The following is a 20206-nucleotide window of genomic DNA, read 5'->3' as shown; positions in this document are numbered from 1 at the left end:
AAAAACCGACATTGAAGACCAAGGTCTCAAATGTCGGTTTTATTCTAAAATAGTTTACATTAAATATTGTCTTAATAGATAAATAATTGGTTTAAATTTACTAATGAATAAACACAATTTCCGGTATATATTCATTTCCTACACATTCATATCTGTGATATTCTTATAATACAATAATACATTTTTAAGTTCTATCAGTGGCAGCTTGCTCTCGCTGAGCGATGAAAATACCGCGATATCAATCTGGAACCAGGCCCCTTTGTTTATAGGATTATGCTGGCTATACCAAGTTTTAAGAGCATTGGAAAGACGGCAAACAAACGGATCGGATTCGCTGAAAGACGGCTGACATCCCCCGGCAGGAATCTCATAATCTGCAGGTATTTCAAATGTAAATGGTGCTGCCAGTAAAACGGGCAATTCGATGGCCGGCATCAGGTTGCCTGATGTGGCCAATAAAGGGTAATTCCATGATACGCTTAGTTTTATCAATTGCTCTGCCAGTTCATCATAAGTGAAGAAAGTGCTTAGGAAGTTGGCTAATTGCTGTGCGAGCGGCAGATTGACCCCTCCTGCTTCATTATTAATTTTGGCAATATCAAAAGTATCGTCGCTGCTCAACAACGGAATCAGTTTATTAGAAAATCTTACCAGTGGTGTACGGTAAATAAAATCATTCACGGTCGGGTTGTACGGAACGAGGTCTTCGTTACGGATAACGGACAAACCGGCCCATGCATACTGGAACTGTAAGACATTCAGTGCATCTACGTTGACATTACGGGATGGGATATTAAAGGATTCCTCCCATGACAGATAGGTTTTATCTGCCGCCTGATACCAATACGAATTAGGAATTGGCTCACCATTCTTATCGGTGGCATTCACTTTTGTATAGTTATCAATAGTCACGTAAGGTGTCTGCGGCAATTCTGCTTCAAATACATCTTTATTTCCACGGTAAAGTGACAGGTCATCGGAAGACATATCGGCTGCCGGAACAATGGTTATGAGCAGACGATTATTGAAATCGGTATCGTCTGTCTGCTGGATAATGAAATCATAAGCGCGTGCAGTACCATTGTCATTAGGATTATTGAAAAGCATTCCGTTGAATTGGCTCCATGCAATAGCAAGATTATTCGTTAAGGTCACCATGGTTTGCAGTGCATAGTAGGCATTGGTAAGATTAGGATCACTGCTGTCTGATTGAGCGGTAATCAGTTTTAAATAAAGGTTAAAATCATCGAGTACCTGCGGCCACACCGTCACAAACTGAGCCAGATCACTGAACAGATCACGGCTAGGAGCTCCTAACATTCTTGCGGAAAGATTGGGCACCATATTGAACTCAATATCAGAGAAAATTTTATCCTGTGCAGCCTGATCTTCGGTATAGGAATACATGAAATTCCATTCTGAGGCTTTTGCCAGCCGTGTTTTGGTAGTGTCTCCTGATACAGCGACACCTTGGCCTGTCTGGGTAGTCAATGTAGGTGGAGTAGGATAATTTCGAAGTACTACCGGTATATCCACTATACCTAAGCTTTGTTGCAAAGAGGCCCCGACAGCTGTGTTGCTGTTATTGCTACTTACGTCGGCCGGTATAATGAAGGTCAGCCAGTTGGAACCCTGATACCCGTTGATCCCTGAAACATCACTGATGTCGCATTCCACATGCGTTACTACATAAGTCATATCCAGATCCACACTGGTGAATTCTTTTGCATTTTTAGTGGTAAAACTGAACGTAAGGAAGGAATCATTATTGGTTGCATCTTTTTCGTTCAGCTGTATCTTGGAGGTGGAGATGCTGTATTCTTTTGTATCGCCGTCTGCTTTGTTATTGATCACCGGTGTGCCATACAGACGCGGTGGTGTTTTGTAGTTGCCGTCTGCCGTAAAATCTGATTCAGCTGTTACCTCAAATTGAACCAAGGCATTTACGGTATAGGCATTGCCTAATTGGTTGAGCAATTGCTGCTCAAATTTTTCCCTGGCATTGCCGAGACTGGTATTGTCACCTGTTTCAGATGAAACATACGGCGCTTTAAGTATAGGTTCAACTTCTGAAGCGATGGCTCCGGCGAGTGTGGTTTTAGCATTAGTGATAGCTTGTAAATAAGTTGTAGCATCAATACCCTGTGTTGCCAGCCATTCTTGTTCTTCCTCAGCGTTTAATTGATCCACGAGGAAAGCAGGTATGGCATAGTCTGCACTCAGGAATACATCAATGGCATTGAGAGACTGTGCTCCCCAGGTATCCATATCTATGCCGGTAAACGTTTGTACTTCTCCTTTGCTGCAATCCAGACCCTGGCCTGTGATATATTGGCATATAGGTACTCCGCTTTTGGAAACAAGACTTGTAGCCAATGGTTTAGGTGCATAGAATACGGCATTCAGCAGGCTGTAAGTATAGATGTTGATACGGTATTGGGTAAACTGTGTTTCAGTCAGTTGTTGTTGCAATGCGGCATCAAACTCATCCCTGCTTTCGTACAGCGTACCTATCAAAGTATTGATGGCTGTGGTAACGTCCGCAGGAACGCCGTCTGCTGTAAGCTGTGTAATGGATTCTGTAGTTAATTGATAAGTGCCTGCCTGATTAACCTGCCAGTAAATTCCCTGTCCGGATTTTAATCCCATCCGTACAACGAACACTGCCTGGTTATTGACACCACCTGCGGTTGCAGCATTGGTACCAATGGCAATTTTAAGTTCATAGTTACCAGCACTTAAGAAAGCAGCTTCAAATAAGGCAGCAAATTCATTCAGACTATATTGCGGATCTGTGCCGTTCTCCACTGTTGTAGACATTGTTTTCGGTTTCACCTGAGTAAGGGCACGAGTTACCAGATCACTGTCTTTAAAATCGGTATTAACATATTGCAGGTCACGGTAAAAATCGAGATTGACGGTGAGCTGAAGAATAGAATGGGTGTCGATATCAGCGATATTGACAGGGCTGGTAAGAGGGTTCATGACAGGTGCTGTAGCCTCGTTACCCTGGCTGCGTGCTGATAGATAAGTATAAATGTCTTTTACAAACTGCAACATCTGGTTAAATTGCTCACCAGACAGATCGGTAGTTTTGCCCGGAGTAAGAGATGTGCTGAGGGTAATGGTTAAGGTATTCTTACCATCTATTGGATTTAATTGTGTTAACTGATAATATATGTTCGTATAGGTCAGCAGATCATTGGCGGCATTTTGTTTCCAGTCCTGCTGCTGGTCTGCCGGTACATCAGGCAGTTCATTATAACGCTGAATATTAAAGTTAAATTCTAACTTAAGTTCCGGTTGATTATTATTATTAAGATCAAATAAATAACTTAATTCCACACTTGGCCATTTACCCAACCCTTTCAGCTCGTCCACATAGCCGGTTTGTATCGGCGGATTGTTAACCGGTGTAGAAGGATCCAATTCAGGATCGCTGAATGGAGTTACTGTTACGTTACCATAATAATCTACCCAATCAAAATGCACCTGTACCTGATGGCCGATGCCACGGTACGGATTGTCATCTTCCTGCGGATACCCGGCCGGATAGGTCATAAATGAGTTGGGTTTGGCAAATTTGGCAATAGGTACAACTTGGTTGTAATACCATATCAGATCATCCTGATCGTCGCTGTTGTCTGTTTTACCCAGCACATCATCTTGCGTTTGTGGTTTGGCAGGGCCTGCAGGCAAGCCGACCACACTTTCGCTAAACCAGCTGTTTTCTACAATCTGATAGCTAAGAAGATTGTACATATTGTTAAGGTACACCTCAGCATAATCAGGATCAGTAATTTTAGGCTGATTGTTGGGATCAGGATTTGGATTGGTTCTGTTCAGGTCGAAACCTGCAGTACCTTGTTGAACAGCCGTTACTTTATGCAAAATCTGATCGTTGATAGTAAGAGTGGTCGGAATCACAAAAATATTAACTACATCTCTTGCAGCCCAGGCCATGGCAGCCATGTCAATAAAGTAATACGCCGCTATAGTTTCAAATGTGAACCCCGCTTTACCTTCCGTACTGATGGTATATTGCACCTGTGGCAATAATACCAGCTGCCAGAGCGGCAGATTGTTCCAGTCGGTGATGTTCGGGTTGAGTTGTTGTATTGCTACTGAATCAACATTATAGTAAGTAGCAATAGAGGTCAGAGTATTGCCAGGGCCGTTAGCTCCAACTTCGCAAACTAATCCATCAAAAGTGATTGTAGGAGCAGGATATTTTGCAGGATCATTTGCATTTGCCTTGGTATTGAGTGTTACATTTTTATTCAGATCTACCAGTTTGGCAGGTAATATGTTGAAGCGGGCAGTTACAGTATCGATTGTATTATCCGGTGAGCTTACATAGTAGGATAATCCCTCCTGCATTTCACTTTGTGCATAGACCACACAAGAGTTGGCATCAATCTTATCACCGGTTATCGCACAGTTCATGTAATCTGTAGGCTTGTTATTGTACTGACTGCTATAGGTAACGAGCAGGCGTACATTGGCATTATCCCCTTTACCGAATATACTGGAAGGGAATCCTGTATTACTTTCCGTTTCATTATACATGAGGTAATATCCTCCTGAACGGGTAATGCTGCACTCCCATAGCATACGTATGAAATCATAAATACTGTTCAGTATTCCTGTATTGGGTGCTTCTTCTGTTTCTTCCAATGCCATCATTCTCATGGCAGAAGTATCAGGATTTGTTTCTGTGGAAAGATTAGCCTGAACGATAAAGGTCTTCATATGTTCCATTCCTACGGATAGCAAACCGTCTGAGCCTTCATACAACCATTGTATATCAACTATTTTATCCAGATTATTGTTTGCAGATTTTGGATTTAATGCTAATAACAATCTCTGCAGAATATTAGCACCTGCTTCGCCTGCGCCTAACAGTTCATAACTGTAAGCATTGACAGGAGCTGTGGAATCGGTATCAAGAAGTTTGAGTTCAATATCTACCATGGTACTCCAGCCGTAATAAGATGACGGCCAGTAATCCATTACACCTTTGGCTGCATCATATTGACCTATCTGTATGCTGAATGCAGAACCTTCCTCTTTAGGCAGTGCCAGTTGGCTGAGCAGGCCTGAAGGGAATTGCCAGATAAGTGGTGATACATTACTTTGACCGTCGGGAGAGCCGTAAGGTAAATTCAATGCTCCGGAAGTCTGCCACTGCGTGGTCGTCTGGAATGTATATTGTACAGGTTGCAGGTTAAAAGGTTGCATCGGTGCCAGCTCCAAAACATCCGGTTTTATACCTTTTGTCTGCGCATAAGTAAGCAGCGTGCTGATTTGGTTAATATCTTCAGGTGTTAGTTTGATATCCAATATATTACCACCTTCTTCCTGCATTGATTTTCCGTTGAATTGAAGCCAGCTTAATGAATTGTTGATGAGCTGTATGGAGAAGTCGGCAGGTATCGTGGCAGGCAGCGCAAACTCCTGACCCGTTAGTGCATACAGGGCACAATTATTTCCTGTGCAAGGTGAATTTGCAGAAAGAGTAAGTCCCGGCAGATTGGTAGGCAGGCGCATACCATGTAACTGATAGCGTGATGCCATACCGGATAGCTGCCCGTAAGAATTATTATCGGTAAAATATTCCAGAATGCTGCCTACAGTTAAATATTGCAGACCCGGGATATTGGCATTGGTAAATCCTTCGCCGTTATAGAAGAAGTTATTTTGCTGCTGGTTGGCATAATTGGTAGCCAATAAGGCTGCTGTGGTATTGTACTGTTGTGCCAAAGCATCCAGCGTATCGGCATTTGCCGCATCGGTAAATACAGTAGTTGTGTGTATGAAAGGCTGTATCAGTACCTGACCAAGCGGTTGCACCTGTTGTGCCTGTACCTGAGCATTGCCTGCAAGATCCTGCGGTGTAACCGTAGTGCCTGCTAATACTGAAATAGCTGTTGCCATGCTGGTAAGCGTGTCACCCGGTACGATTACATACTTAATACTGTTATATTCAAAACTGTTTCCCGCAATGAAAAGGCCGGGAGTTATTTGGTTCTGCATCAGTAAGGCACTTACATCAAGATTGTTGTAGATGATGGTGCTGATGCTGTTAAAGGTATCTTCGTTTTTAGCCGTATAAATTGCCGCTCCAATAATTAGCCAGTTACCTGTTGTAAGGATTGCCGTATTTTGGAAATTACTATCAGCCGCGAGATCACTCAGCGTGGTCTTTAAGCCTGTAGCAACTGAATTAATGGTATCTGTAGGCTGTACATTATAGGTATTACCATCATAGGTAAGTGTTTGCGGAGCCAACAAGCCAGGAACGGCTGCGTTCTCTGTAATAAGCATTGTAGCGGTGATGGCATATATAGCAGCTACTGAAGTAAAGGTATCACCGTCCAAAATGTTGTACATCACTCCTGTAATAGCTACCGGATTATTGCCATTAATCGGATGCGTTTGATTGGCCGTAGCAATATCCTGTATATTTACGTTGTTGCTGGTTCCATCTACGCTAATGCTGTTGGCCCAGGTTACCATGGCTGCTAAGCTATTGCCATTGCTGAGACGATAAGTGAAATTGTCCATAGCATCAGATGCATAGCCTGCCAATTGCTTACCTATGAGAACAAAGTAGTCTTCAAATACAAAAGTTGACATGCTCCATTGCTGCGGATCAACCACAGTTGCAAATCTGGCAGCAGAAGCTGTTTCTTCCTGTACTTGTACGGCAAGTTCATTAAACCATTCTTTTACGGCCGACAGGTATTCCTGTGAAGCCATGTTATAACTATTAAACTGGATATCCAATCCTATATCCGGCACTTTTAATTCAAGATCAAAAAACATCGGGAAGATGGCTGCTGCCGCAAGGTCTTCTTGTAAAACCTGTACGTTTAATGCCTGGAAACTGTTTTGCAGAAAATTAAGCAAATCATTGGTCGGAATAGGGAACGGATTTTCTTCGCTGGACAGGAATGTGATCAATGCATCAAGATCAGCTTTTGAAATACCCTCAGTTGCTACTTCTTCACGAGAAGACTGCGAAGGGGTATGGTCAATATAGTTCAGTATCAGCCAACTGAAAAAAGCAGAGCATAAATATTCAAAAGAAGTGGTCGTTCCGCTATCATCACCCGAAGGATCAGGAGCATCGATGAATAAAGTAGCTACATATTGTGCAGACTGATCTTCCAGATTACCGTTTTCAGGTCCTGCCACGGTTAAATGCGGCACAAAATAAAGGTTCAATGTAGGGAGACTGTCTGAATCCGTTGTCATCAATACAGAACTGTAGTTTATTGGTATGTTTGGCGAACGGCGAATGACCATTACATCAGATGCGCTTTGCTCTGTGCCTTCAAATGAATCTATTGATGCAAAAGATGCAAAAGAAACAGGCTTGGCTCCCTCAAGTGGTGTTGCTTGTCGGGCGGGTGCAATCCGTACTGTTGCCGCTGGTGAAGATAGGCGAGCTGCAGCGTTTGGTGCCTGAAGATTATTGTTCCATGGTGCTTTGGTGGTCTGGTCTGTACCAATAGTAAGATCAAACCGTATTCTGGCGGTAAACGTAAAGTGAATGGTAATGGAAAAGATTCCTAAATTTAATTTAGCAGAAACCCTGACATCCACCGAAGCTACAATAGCCAACGGTATTTTGTTATAAGCTTCAAAGGTTGCCTGCGCATACACCATCACGGTAATATTTACACTTGCCGATATGATACCGAAATCTATAGAACCGTATAATTTGCCGATAATCCCAATGGTTCCTTGCAGATAATAGTAATAAGAGGTTTCTACCTGTTCTTTATTGCTTTCCTGCAAAGTGCCGCTGTAAGGATAATAGGCGGCTATTACACCCTCAATGACTCCAAACATCGTAACGCTGAAGCCGGCGCTGAGCAAACCGTAGTTCACACTATATCCTACACCAACCTGCAAGCCAATACCGAATACAATCACCGGGTTAAAATTCCCATAATTGGTTTTAGGTACTTTATTGGTAGTAGCACTGCTGAGTTTTCCGAAATAGATCCCTCCTGAACCCATTGCCGGGATACCCGGTGGCACAATGGCCTGTACGGTAAAGGAACGGGAAAAATCCATATTATAAGGAAAGCCAATGTCTACCGTAAAATCACCATTAGTATAAATTTCGACACCAATGGAAGGTAAAGTGATGTTGACTGCGCCAAACTGTAGGTAACGTAATGCATTAGGAAGCGTAAGATCCATTTGATAAACACCAATGGATTCGGAGATTTTCTTATACATGATCTCAAAATCAAGTCCTTCAAAGACTTTGGCTTTGCCACCTGCCATAGCGATGCGCAGACCATACAGGTTAGGATCATTAAATACCACCTGCATATCCAGAGTCCATACAGGTTTGTCTTTGGTTCCTGCATTCAATATCCCGAAATTGGTGGCGATGAGCCAGTTGCTGTCTTCATTGAATCGAAGAAGTAGATTGCCTGAATCTGGACCTATAGGGATAGTACCAGGTACTGGTTCGGTAAAGGCTTCCTGCATTGCCTTTGTTACATCCTTGATAGAATTATACTGAGCAGGATTTACCAATTCTACGTGCTGACCCATTGCCAGCAGTCGCAAATCGAAATACTGGGTACCTTGTCCCGGAACCTCAGGCATTTTCTGAATGTCCTGTCCGCCACTTTCAGGTTTAAATAAATTACTCTCGTTGATAGAAGGCACAACGGAATTCCCATCAAATGTTATAAATACCCCTTTCTGATTTTTGGTAAGGTTAATCCCATTGATGTTAATGAATATAAGGTCTAATGTTTTAGGTAATTTGTAGGTAACCTTAATATCTTTTGTATCGAGGTTGTACGTAACCGAGAAGCCATCCAGGCTTATTTTGTTCAGTATATCCCACGGTGCATCGAGTTCAAATGTCGGGTTGAACAACATCTTCATAAAGGAAGTAATCAGTCCGCCCAATGTCCAGTTTTTAATGGAGAAAACAATCGTACGGCTTTGTTCGCTTACATTATACGTAGCGGTAAAGCCTTCCCAGGTGATTGCCAGCATTTGATTGTTTTCTGCGAAATTGTAGCTGATATAAACAGTCGCATTGAAATATTCTAATGTCACACTGCCCAGCACACCGCCAGAGTATTTGCCGGTACCCCCGGGAGTGGTAGAACTTTCATATTTGATGCGAAGGTCGGCTAGTATATTGATAGGCTGGTTAATAATCGGAAAGGTGAATTCCCACTGCAGACCTGTTTTTACCTCGTAAGTACTTGATTGATTACCACTAGGTATGATAGCAGTAGTAGAGAATTGTGTAATATTAAGGGTATCTGGTAAGAAGCTTGCAGGAAGGCTGATGGCTTCAAACATCTGTTTCATAAGATCGCCCAATCTGATAATCTGCCCGGGTAATGTTGATACACTAAGGTTCCATAAAGAATCATTATCAGTAGAGGTATAATCAACTTTAACATCCAGATAAAACTGCGCAAGCATAAAGGTTCCTGCAATATTGGCTGTAAATTTAGAAGGCCCTTTGCCATCCGCAGGCGCTGAGCTGCTGATTGTAAAGGTGGTGTTTTTAATAGCAATATTGGTAATGATATTCAATTCTATATCTGTGGTGGCTCCCAAGCGGTAGGTTTTGTTGGGAACGTCCATATAGAGGAAAAAATTAGAAAATGCCACACTGGCTATATCGGTAGGTATCTCTATGGCACCGTTTGTGATACCAGACACCAGATCATTCAATAATACAGAACCCTCATAATTTCCCCAGAACTGAAGCTGATTATTGATTTTAATATAAAAAAAGTCCCGGTGTACCGTCAGCGTTTTTAAATACAGTGGGGAAGAACTCAAATTCGCTTTCGAAGTAATACAGCGAGCCGTTTAGGCTACTCGGGTTATTAAGTGTCCATACAAAATTAAATTCATTGATGGTAAAATCTGAAAATAGTTGCCAGGTGCCTGTTGAACCAATAGTAGCACTTAGGCGCATAATACTCATGTCATTCAATGAAAGAGTAGTGGTAAATACCTTAAATGTAAATACCTGTAAAAACTGCTGTAAGGTGGGAGGAATGAATGCCAGATAGTTTTGTCCCGCCATGAGATTGATAAGGTTCATGGCAGTTAATGGTTTATCAGGAGATGAAGTAGTGGCAATAGTAAGTGTGCTGCTGTTTTTTGACCATATCGTTGAGAAGTCAAGTTGTATATCAGTACCTGCTGTTAATGACATGCCAAAATAGAGATTCGGTGTCTGTTCTATAGCAGGTTCATCATTTTCATCATTATTGTCTATATTTTCATCAGGTTCTTCTTTGCTGGGGTCTGTGTCACGAAGCTGTTTTACTTCATACTCATCAAAATCTTCAGTGGTTCCATCATCTTTTAAAGTTTCTACTACCAATCGCAAAAAAGGACTGCCTACCGTTAGAAAAGATAGAGGCTGCATTTTCCAGTCAATAATGCCTTTCCAGTCAAGATCCGGAAGTAAGATTACTTCATTATCTACTTCATTCAATGTAATGGGACCAAAAAAAGGTATTTTTGTACTGCTGCTCCAGCCCGGTGCTAAAAAAGAAATGATAGGTTGCAGATAACTGGTGAGGGTAAGATTAGAGGCAAAGTTTTGTCCTTCTTTTAAATGTATTTTTTGAGTATTCCACGAATAGTCTGCTGTATCTTCTGTAGCAAATACAAAATAAGGATCTGTATAAGGTAGAGTAGAGAAAGGATAGCCATTCATGTAAGGGAAGCTGGTGGTAAATTGCCAGTTAATCAGCTTTGTTTGCACCACAAATGAAATTGCAGTACCCTCTTCTGTGAAAACAGCTGTTACGGATGTATTGGCTTCAGTAATAGAAATTTTACCAATACTAATGGTACCGGTAATCGTGAGCGTATTACCTACGGGATCGGGAATGCTTTGTCCACTGGTATTTATTTGAAAATCAGCATTGTTTTCCAAACAAAAAGAGGCTGTAAGCAAAACATCCAGATCATCTTGTGGTAAAAAACCAGCATTTGTAAGAACTGTACTGTCAAGAGTAATATATCCATCTGACGAAGCTGCTTGCGTGCGAAAAATATCGGCTAACGTGGTAAGACTCATAACTGAAATGGTATTAAATGTCAATAATTAATGCGAGGTGGTCACTGGTGCTTCTGATGCGGCGGTAATTGTACCACCCCTGAAACGTGTTTTTAATGCCGATATTGGGTGCTGCCACTCCATTAGGAACAGGCATACAGTAAGCATTGTTCAAGTACTGTGGATATGCCAATGCTCCTCCTGTACCTGCAGGTACGCCTACAGGTAAAGCGGGTAAGCCTATCCCTACGTATGGTGAGCCTGCTATTCTGTTGACAATTGTCATATTAGCAGCCGGCCCGCCTGCGTTATTAGGTGCAGGTGGATATCGGACAAAAATATTATCTATAGCATCATAACGGCCCAATATTTCGGGCTCGGTCATATATCCAAATGCCGGATATCCATCATCGTCGTAAGGGGTCGAATTGTCGGCAGGCTTTATATGGGTAATTCGATAAGCTTTATCTGGAAAATTGTTAGGTACCTGCTGTAATTGTTGCTGATACCCGAGTGCTGTGATAGGAGTATAGGCCACTGTAGGCAACATTACTCCACCGTAGTTCCAAAGCGGTACGTTGAAATCGCCTACGATCACATTGACCTGATTAGGAGCCAACGCTTGGTTCATTTCAAAAATATTAGCAATTTCGGCTGTGCCTGTGGCTGCAGGTCCGGCTTCTCGAAGCCCCGTTATGGGATTTGTCTGAAACTGATAAGGAGATGCATGAAATGACATTAACCGGATTTCCCGATGTGTTGAGCCATTTACAGCCACGGATGTGTCATAAAATGTTGTGAGAAAAGGCCTTCGGTTGCCGGCAGCAGGAAAATTCAATTGAGCATTCAGAGGATTTCCTCCTGTGTGATAATTCCACTGCCCGGCTACCTGATATTCAAATCTGCCAGGATTAATGGTGCTGTCATTAGGAATTGGCCGGTTGGGCAATGAATTATCCGGATCAGCAGGATTGGGAAGATTGCCGGGGCCCGGATTGGCATCAGGATTTTGTCTCCAAGTATAAGGCTGGTTATAAAAACGCATTTGATTGTCGGGAATGTCAGCTGCAGAACCTGCCGGTCCAAAGCCTCCGGGCCATCTCCAGGGACCGGTAAATATCAGATTGGCTGAATTGTAGAAAACGGCAATGCCTTCTGCTCGCCCCTGTGTGCCGGATACGAGAGGTGGTACCAGGTACCAATTATTATTGCCGGTTCGCTGTCTGATCTCCATCATTAAATCATAACTTGATCTTTCGTCGATGACTTCTCCTTCCGGTAGACCATCCGTACCTGTTGTTACTTCTACAACGACCAGTATATCAGGTAAGTTTCGTATGATATTATCACATAAACAATCTAATCTGGTCGAAGCTGCGTCAATATCCGACATACCCCCCTGATTCAGTTTACGGCGCTTCGCCTTACGATATTGAGCGCAAAAAAAACGTTCATTTCCAAAATTATTAACGTTCCAATACATTATCCTTGTCATGGCAGCTTTTGTTTTTAATTCTACAGTTATTATATATCTTTATTGTAAGCAGCGTACCAGCCCAGACTTTTAGCCGTAGCACCCGGATTAGGATTACCAAACAATAAGAAATCGGTATTTCCTCCGGGTGGTAATTTCAATATACCCAGTAATTTTAAGGCAATATTAGATAGGGTAAGCAAGTAAGAGTTTTGGTCTGTTACGTATTGTAAACTCAGCTTATCAATGGATAGTTTTAATACACCCTGTATGCTCAGAAGTTTAGCGTTGCTGGAGGTGCCGGGCAGCTTAATACCTACAAAGGCGTTGTATCCTGGAGCGGCACTTTTAGAACCGGGACTCCATGCGATCAGGAGACTGGCGTTAAAACCTGCACTGCTTGCCAATTCGCCGGGTGAACCCATATTAAGTGTCATCTGCAAACCGTACCAATTGCCTGTAATTCCTGTTGCATTGATGCCGGGTAGAGCTAGTTTTAAATAGCCCTGACCAGATGGGGGCGAATCATCATTGCCACTCAACAGTTTATTGATCTGTAAGGCAAAATTGGGATAAAGGCTATTGGTCCTTGCATTACTTTGTGATGAATTGAAAGCAATTTGAGAGGCATCAAACCCAAATGTAGTAACAGATGGCGTATTAAGATTAAATGCCATATTTACATACAGATTGCTGTAATTGAGCCCCTGTTGCAATGTACCACTACTTGATTTGATACCGAAAGAAAAAGCATCCAACGGATAAGCTGTATCTCCTTCACTCACTGCCGGAGCTATCATAGTCCCGAAGTTAAGGTAGCCCCACATCGTAAACCTTGATTGTATATCGAGTGCTGCGGGATCTGTAGTGAGTGTATTGAATTGTATCTTGGTAATTTCCACATTGGTCAGAAGATTACTGTCGAAGAAAAAAAGATTATCGTCTTTATTGTCGAAAACATATACCGGTGTGCCGTTATGATCCTGGTAAGTACCGTTCAGTACTACCGTATTTAAACTATTTGAACCGTACGGATTGTTTGTCCCGATTACTTCATCGGAGAACATATTATTCATCGTCAGCTGAATCTTGCTCGCAAAATCCTTGATCGCCGTATTTTCAAACAATACCTGAAGGAACAATACTTTAAAATCATAAGTAGCTCCTGCTACAGGCTGTACCGGCTTATTAGGATTCAACCCCTGTGAGATTTGCTGAGCATAAGCAGGATCAACATAATTGATTAATCCAAATAATGAACTGACCGGATCCATGGTAATGATATCGCTGGCATCTACACGATTCACCTCTATGCCAAAATGATGGGCGTAGAAATTCTTAAGATTAATACCGCTGATCAAACCTTTTAATTGCTGCGGAAATTCTTGTAAATCGATGGTTGCTTTCAAAGCAAGGATCCCGTTCCAGTTGGGATCATTGATGATCGTGTGAAACTTCTGATAATATTCCACCTGCCCGGACGAAGGATCTGATAATGCAGTATTATACGCGTCCTCAGCCGATTGTAAATAGTCCTGAAGCCATGATGATACGGCAACCAGCTGATTATAGGCAGTACCGGGATCAGTGTTGTCTTTATCAATATTAAATGCATTGGCCTGTGTCCATTCTTTCGGATTTTTTACCCTGTCGATGATGGTACCTTTACAAAATTTAAATATTAGAACATTATTATAGTCGGCATAGGTGTTACTTGTACCTACGTTCAGATCGAACGGCCAGTCTTCGATGGACATTTTATTGTTGAACACAGATTCACTGCTGACACCGCCGCCAGGTGTATTCATTGTTGAAAACAAATTACCAAGATATTGGTTATTGGTTACCACCAGAAATTGCTGATTGGTGAGGAAGGCACTTTGCATTTGCGGCATCAGATTAATAAAGCTGAGCTGGTATTGCGGAGGTGTTGCCGGGATTTGTCCTTGCGGACTAAGGTATTCTGGCAAACCATTGTTTACAGTATTTTGCGCTAGATTCAGTAAACTCCAGCTACCGTTATTATTCACATTAGCCACCAAACCCTGCGGTGTTGCAGAGGCCGTGTATTCCGTAGCTCCTGTTTCTGTCATCACTCTCTTTGCCTGGCTTTTACTGGCACGTGGTGTAGTGAAGGCTGCTGAGATCAATGCTTTTCTTTCGGCACTTAATACTTTAGATTCAAAAGTATCGATACCTTCGGCGCTGGGCGGTGGTACAGGATTTACGCCAAGATAAGGCGCTATGGGTACAGCAAAACCACTGGCTTGTGGCATATCTACTGAGGGTTCGTAAAAACCCAGAAATCCTGTAATATTATTACCGGGAGAAGCTACACCATGATCTTTGGCAAATAAAGAAGCACCTTGTGGTTGCGAAGCATATTGTACATTGCCCGGTGTAGCGGTTACGATATTGGCCCAAGCCGTAAGATAAGTACTTTCAAGTATGGGATTATCCGTACCTGGATTGGCCAGGGAAACTTCCTGTCCTGGGAAATTGGCAGCGAAGGCAGCCTGTTTTGATGTAAATCGTATAGTGTCACCGGTGATCGTTCCTGCATTATTTTTATAAGGGGTAAATGTAATTATTTCTGTACCGGAAAGTCCGGGAAGTAAACTGTATTGTCCGTTTTCATCGGCAAAGAAAGCCTGTGAGGCGCCGGGATCCATGTAAAAATCACCTTCAGGCGAAAGGTAGTATGGCTTGATCCCTGCAGCATCCTGCGGCGATATGACAAAGCGTGCGCTGTTGTCTTCCGGAAATAAATTATTCACCGGTGCTCCGGAATCTACCATATTTGCCAAGGGCCATAAAGTAAGAGGGTAGCCGGTATTGATGGCATAGTAACTAGGCAGTGATGCTGCTCTTGTCTGGCCGGTAATAACATTGTAGATCTGACCGGTAATGGCAAAGTAGGTATTCAGTCCGTCACTATTTGCTATATCAAGCAGGTCGATTTCTGTCTGGGTAAGGAGAAAATCATTGGTATTACCTGTTTGCAGTATAGGATAGGCAAAATAAGAAGGTACCGTGCTGTCGCCGTAATAGTAATTATTTTGCAAACCATATCCTTTAAAGTCAAGATTCATGTTCAGGCCCAGTGAAAAACGAAAAGACCCAGTACCCGGGCCGCTGAAAGGAATCGTAATATCGCTGGTGAACATAGAATTGGTACCAAACACTTTATTGGCAAAACTCATGTTGGGATTTCCGGGTGTCCAGATAAGCCGTAAAGCATCTGGAGTTACGTCCGGCTGCAGTGTCATTGTAGTATTATTCTGGATGGTAAGCGTTGCAAAACCATTTCCAATAGTAACGTTAAACGTCTGTCCTACCACAAAAGGTTTGTTGGCACCATATTGGGCAAAGTTCAGGACGGTCGTATTTTTAGAAGAAGGGGTGTCATTTGGATTGCTCAACCATGCTGTTGTAAGGTTGGCAGTTACATTCTGACGGAATGTGAGAAGATAAGGCCGATAATTATCAATAAAAGTCTTTGGATCAGCAGGAGCTGTTTTGGCAAACAGAAAATAGACCTGTTGCTGTACCGCAACCTGAAGGCTGATGTCTGGGTCGGTATAAGATGACCCGTCCGGAAGCAATAAAGCGGTCCAATGTTGCCCTGTTTGATTGTGTATATAAAGCGCAGGGTTTCCGGAATTTTCATTGCTGAATATAGTTTCTGTTTCGGATTGTACCATAAGAATAATATTTTTTATCTGAATAGGATAAATGTGAATTCTTAACCAGGGCAGAATAGCATAACGACAATCACAACATTCAACAGTGACAGATTTAATACTGTAATTGTTTTTCCGGCAAAGTTGCCTACAGCAATTGCCTGTTGACCTGGTTTTAGATAATGTATACCATTGAACGTTACCGGGCTATCCAGCTGGATAGTACTGGTATCGGGTGCACCGGTTAGTACGATCGTAGCTATATTTGCCTGACTGTTATTGGTAACCGAGCAGATACAATCACTCCCATTGTTGGTCTGTTTTTCTGCAAATTCAAAACGGGAAAGCCAAACAGTGTCTGCTTTAGACCTGACCATACCCTGAGCCATTGCCAGGGTATGACCAAGAATAAATAATAAGAGGATTTGAAAGCGTAGTTTACTGCTACGATTGGCTGGTCTGGCACTGAATAGCTGCCTCAGCATCATTTTGAGCATTGGTAATATTGGTGATCGTAACTGTTGTTCCGAGAAAATCACCTGTGGCAATAAGTACCATTGATGGCGAGTTAGGCGGCAACGTCCAAATACCGTCAACGCTTGAAACCATAGCACCGTTCACCTGTACGATAAGACCACTTGCAGGAGCACCTGTAATAGCTACTGTGAGATTATTAGCAAGGCTTGCATTAGCGATGTTAAGAGTTGAGGAAGTACCATTTGCTGTTTTCCAGGTACAATATTGACCTGATTTAATACTTGCACTTCCACTTTGATTGATTACTGGATTTTGTGACATAATTATTAGTTTTAAGGTTAAAAAAAATTTAAATTATTTATTATTTCAAAAAAAACTTAATTGTTAAGATCATATTACAATCGGGCTTTTCAAAATTGCCGTTGTTGATATAATAGAAGTTTCATTAAAGAACATTTCAAAGTAACGTAAATAAAATATTACACTATTAAGTGAAAATACTTAAATTTCATATTAGGTATTTATACTTAGTTGATTATAAGTGTATTAAAATTGGGTAATAGTGAAAAAACATGCTTTGCAGCAGTGAATATGAACGGTAATATGTTTTGAAATAATGAAAAATTAACGAAATTTATTTCCAATTTAAAAATTAACCGTTAATACAAACAAGGTTACAAGAAGGGCCGGTATCATAATGACAGTACCCAGCTTAAGAAAATCCCAGGCAGTCATGTCGTATCCGTTTCTTCTGAGTTCTTTAAGCCAAAGGATAGTTGCCAGAGATCCGGTGATTGATAGATTTGGGCCAAGATCAACTCCGATAAGGACGCCGCTTCTGACCGTTTCCGATAAATGAATATCTGAAATTGTGGTTCCGGCAATAAGCCCGGCTGGTAAATTATTGATGAGGTTACTTCCAAATGCAATGATAAGACTCGCCGACCATGTCGTGGTTCCGGCTGAAGCATTGGCTGCTTCTGAAAGTTTTTGAGATAAAATGCTTATGATTCCTGTTTGCTGCACTGCCTCTACAAGGATAAACAGGCCGGCAACCAACGGAATGACAGACCAGGAGATATGGCGCATAAACATTACAGGATTTTTTCTACCGGCTATAGATATAAAAATAGCGGTACCTATCCCGGCGATAGCGGTCGGAAGTCCAAGATCCCAATGTTGAAAGGAGGCCAGCAACAATACCAGGGTTGTAAATATGATTCCTGCCAAGGCCATTTTTCCTCCTGTATTTAAAATATGTTCTGCATTATCAGCTACTACCGGAACATTCAGAAACTTTTTCTGAGTCATGAAAAGCATAAGGAATGTTATACCGACAGAACATAATGAGGATAAAAGATAAGTGCTTAACCAAACTGTTAAGGAAGGCAACTTAGATCCATAGATAACCAAATTGGCAGGGTTGGAGATAGGCAATACAAAGGATGCAGCATTTGCAATAAAAGCACAGATGAGTAAGTAGGGCAGCGGATTTTTAACTTTTGCTCTTGCCACCGCTGCTGCAACTGCCGGTGTAAGAACCACAGCTGTAGCATCATTAGACATAAAAACGGTTACGAAAATCCCTATCAGATAAATTAATACAAAAAGACTGATAGAAGATCCTGCAGCAAGTCTGATGGCATGTGAGGCCAGCCAGTCGAATAAACCTTCTCTGCGGGCAGATTCGGCAAGGGCCATCATCCCTGTCAGGAAAAGATATACATCCATCCCTTTATTGATGCCTATCCATGCATCCTGAAAAGATATCAGTCTGAAAACTAATAAAATCACTGCGCCGCCGACAGCCCACACGGCTTCCTGTATTTTATATGGTCTGATGATTACTCCGGCAGTAGCCATTACAGTAATCAGGAAAATAAAAAAATCAGCACTCATTTTCGGTTCAGTATGAAAATTTTATTGGATGTTAGCTGGTACATATTTTTTAATCATGATCTTAAAATTAAAGAACATTAGGTAATTTTTGTATGAACAGAGTATATTATTTTGACTTCTGCCAAAAACTGTTCCAATAGTTTGCGTGAAACTTACCATTGATAATCAATTGAATTTTTAACAATCATAACATTTAAAACTTTATTTTTAATAAAATTTTATCCATGCCCACACCCCGACAGATTCAGGAAATTTTTAATCCTTACTATAATGCAGAAAGTAATATCTGGGAGCGCTTTTCAGAAAAAATAATTGTAAGAGAATTTCAGAAAAATGATGTCATAAAAGATTATGAGAGTGTAGAAAAATATCTGAATATTGTTGCTGCCGGCTCCGTAGGATTATTTGTCTGGAACGGAAAAAAAGATATCTGCATCAATCTTTTGTATGAACAGAGCTTTATGAGTGATTATTTTTCTTTCCTCAAACAAAAGCCTTCCGGTATTAAAACATTGGCGTTGGAAGACTGCACGCTTTGGTCGATCAGCTATCCTGACCTCAATGAACTGTATGCAAGAAATGAAACCGGACTGAGAATCGGAAAGGCGATCTCTGAGATTTTATTTTTACGAAAACAGCAGGAGCAGATCAATCTGCTGACCTTAAGTCCGGAGGAACGTTATCTTAACCTCATCAGTCAGCGCCCTGAAATTTTCCAGCGTACGCCGTTGAAAATAATTGCTTCTTACCTTGGATTGACTGCAGAAAGCTTAAGTCGCCTGAGAAAAAGAGTTACCGAGAAGTAAAACTTACCCATCGTCAATTTTATTTTGCGTTCTAATTGTTAGTTTTGGATAATCTAATTTATAAAACAAAAATCCATGAAAAGAAAACAAATATTGAGTATTATTGTTTTTTATGCTATTGCAGTTGTATTCCGCTTTTTGGCTGTTAAAACCAATCTGTTTCATTTTGCCGACAACGAATTTATACAAATTCTGCTGCGTGGAATTGGTCCGGCGACAGGTGCTTTTGTTTCCATTGGCTTATTCAATATTCCGTTAAAGCTTTCTCTGAAAGGGAATTACCGGAATTTATTTTTACCATTACTAATTTTCTGGATTTTTCCTGTTATTCTGATAGGAACAGTTTCTTATATTCAGCATGAAGAATTTCCATTTATACTTCTCTTCACAGTTTTAGTGTACGGATTATTGGAAGAAATAGGATGGCGTGGTTTTTTGCAGGAACAGCTGAAAAACCTGCCTAAACTTCAAAGCATAATTATCATCGCTGTTTTATGGTTTGTCTGGCATCTGAACTTTGAATTTACCACTTCCAATATGATCTTTCTTGGTGTTTTGTTTCTTGGAACCTGGGGAATTGGAAAAGTGTACAGCAGTACATATTCATTACTGGCAGTGGCGGGATTTCATTCGCTGAATAATTTTTTCAGAAATGGGCTTCATGAGACAGAGCTGGTATTAATTGGTATATTACTGATCATTTGGATTGGGTTTATGGTTTTATATAAAAGAAAATTAAATACTCATTCTCAGACTTCGGAACTTACAAATGATTAGTTATCTTACT

Annotated in this window: 9 protein-coding genes; 2 read left to right on the top strand and 7 right to left on the bottom strand. The window is 41.4% G+C overall.

Annotated elements, in window-relative coordinates; translation table 11 throughout:
* Nucleotides 1-138: 138 nt before the first annotated feature.
* From AAHI02_RS05415 to AAHI02_RS05385, 7 genes are all read right to left on the bottom strand, one after another.
* Nucleotides 139-9843 carry a LysM peptidoglycan-binding domain-containing protein gene (locus AAHI02_RS05415; protein WP_346985787.1) on the bottom strand — a complete coding sequence of 3235 codons (9705 nt, stop codon included), beginning with the start codon at nt 9841-9843 and terminating at the stop codon, nt 139-141.
* Entirely contained in the window at nt 9782-11101 is a 1320-nt protein-coding gene (locus tag AAHI02_RS05410; RefSeq protein WP_346985786.1) for a hypothetical protein, read from the bottom strand. Before AAHI02_RS05410 ends, AAHI02_RS05415 begins: the two co-directional genes overlap by 62 nt.
* Nucleotides 11102-11114: 13 nt before the next feature.
* A complete protein-coding gene (locus tag AAHI02_RS05405) occupies nt 11115-12473 on the bottom strand; it encodes a hypothetical protein (protein ID WP_346985785.1) in 1359 nt (452 codons plus the stop codon).
* Nucleotides 12474-12604: 131 nt separating this feature from the next.
* Nucleotides 12605-16258 carry a hypothetical protein gene (locus tag AAHI02_RS05400; RefSeq protein ID WP_346985784.1) on the bottom strand — a complete coding sequence of 1218 codons (3654 nt, stop codon included), beginning with the start codon at nt 16256-16258 and terminating at the stop codon, nt 12605-12607.
* A 41-nt stretch (nt 16259-16299) separates the two neighbouring features.
* Nucleotides 16300-16722, bottom strand: coding sequence for a hypothetical protein (locus AAHI02_RS05395; protein WP_346985783.1), 423 nt, complete (start codon nt 16720-16722; stop codon nt 16300-16302).
* Complete coding sequence (locus AAHI02_RS05390; RefSeq protein WP_346985782.1) at nt 16682-17035, bottom strand: hypothetical protein; 354 nt, start codon at nt 17033-17035, stop codon at nt 16682-16684. Before AAHI02_RS05390 ends, AAHI02_RS05395 begins: the two co-directional genes overlap by 41 nt.
* A gap of 324 nt (nt 17036-17359) precedes the next feature.
* On the bottom strand, nt 17360-18613 hold the full coding sequence (locus AAHI02_RS05385) for an arsenic transporter (RefSeq protein ID WP_346985781.1): 1254 nt from the start codon (nt 18611-18613) through the stop codon (nt 17360-17362).
* A gap of 224 nt (nt 18614-18837) precedes the next feature.
* On the opposite strand from AAHI02_RS05385, the gene AAHI02_RS05380 reads away from it, so the two are divergent.
* Nucleotides 18838-19419 (top strand): hypothetical protein, encoded by a 582-nt coding sequence (locus tag AAHI02_RS05380; RefSeq protein WP_346985780.1) that lies wholly within the window; start codon nt 18838-18840, stop codon nt 19417-19419.
* 75 nt (nt 19420-19494) lie between these two features.
* A complete protein-coding gene (locus AAHI02_RS05375; RefSeq protein WP_346985779.1) occupies nt 19495-20196 on the top strand; it encodes a CPBP family intramembrane glutamic endopeptidase in 702 nt (233 codons plus the stop codon).
* The last annotated feature ends 10 nt before the right edge of the window (nt 20197-20206 follow it).

The organism is Chryseobacterium sp. POE27, from assembly GCF_039727685.1.
Classification (GTDB): domain Bacteria; phylum Bacteroidota; class Bacteroidia; order Flavobacteriales; family Weeksellaceae; genus Chryseobacterium.
This window is presented reverse-complemented; position numbering and strand designations above follow the sequence as displayed.

Bases quoted from the DNA above. Each gene is read 5' to 3' on its own strand.
- AAHI02_RS05410 (WP_346985786.1), bottom strand. From the start codon at position 11,101: ATGAGTCTTACCACGTTAGCCGATATTTTTCGCACGCAAGCAGCTTCG.
- AAHI02_RS05405 (WP_346985785.1), bottom strand. From the start codon at position 12,473: ATGTCGGATATTGACGCAGCTTCGACCAGATTAGATTGTTTATGTGAT.
- AAHI02_RS05400 (WP_346985784.1), bottom strand. From the start codon at position 16,258: ATGGTACAATCCGAAACAGAAACTATATTCAGCAATGAAAATTCCGGA.
- AAHI02_RS05395 (WP_346985783.1), bottom strand. From the start codon at position 16,722: ATGCTGAGGCAGCTATTCAGTGCCAGACCAGCCAATCGTAGCAGTAAA.
- AAHI02_RS05390 (WP_346985782.1), bottom strand. From the start codon at position 17,035: ATGTCACAAAATCCAGTAATCAATCAAAGTGGAAGTGCAAGTATTAAA.
- AAHI02_RS05385 (WP_346985781.1), bottom strand. From the start codon at position 18,613: ATGAGTGCTGATTTTTTTATTTTCCTGATTACTGTAATGGCTACTGCC.
- AAHI02_RS05380 (WP_346985780.1), top strand. From the start codon at position 18,838: ATGCCCACACCCCGACAGATTCAGGAAATTTTTAATCCTTACTATAAT.
- AAHI02_RS05375 (WP_346985779.1), top strand. From the start codon at position 19,495: ATGAAAAGAAAACAAATATTGAGTATTATTGTTTTTTATGCTATTGCA.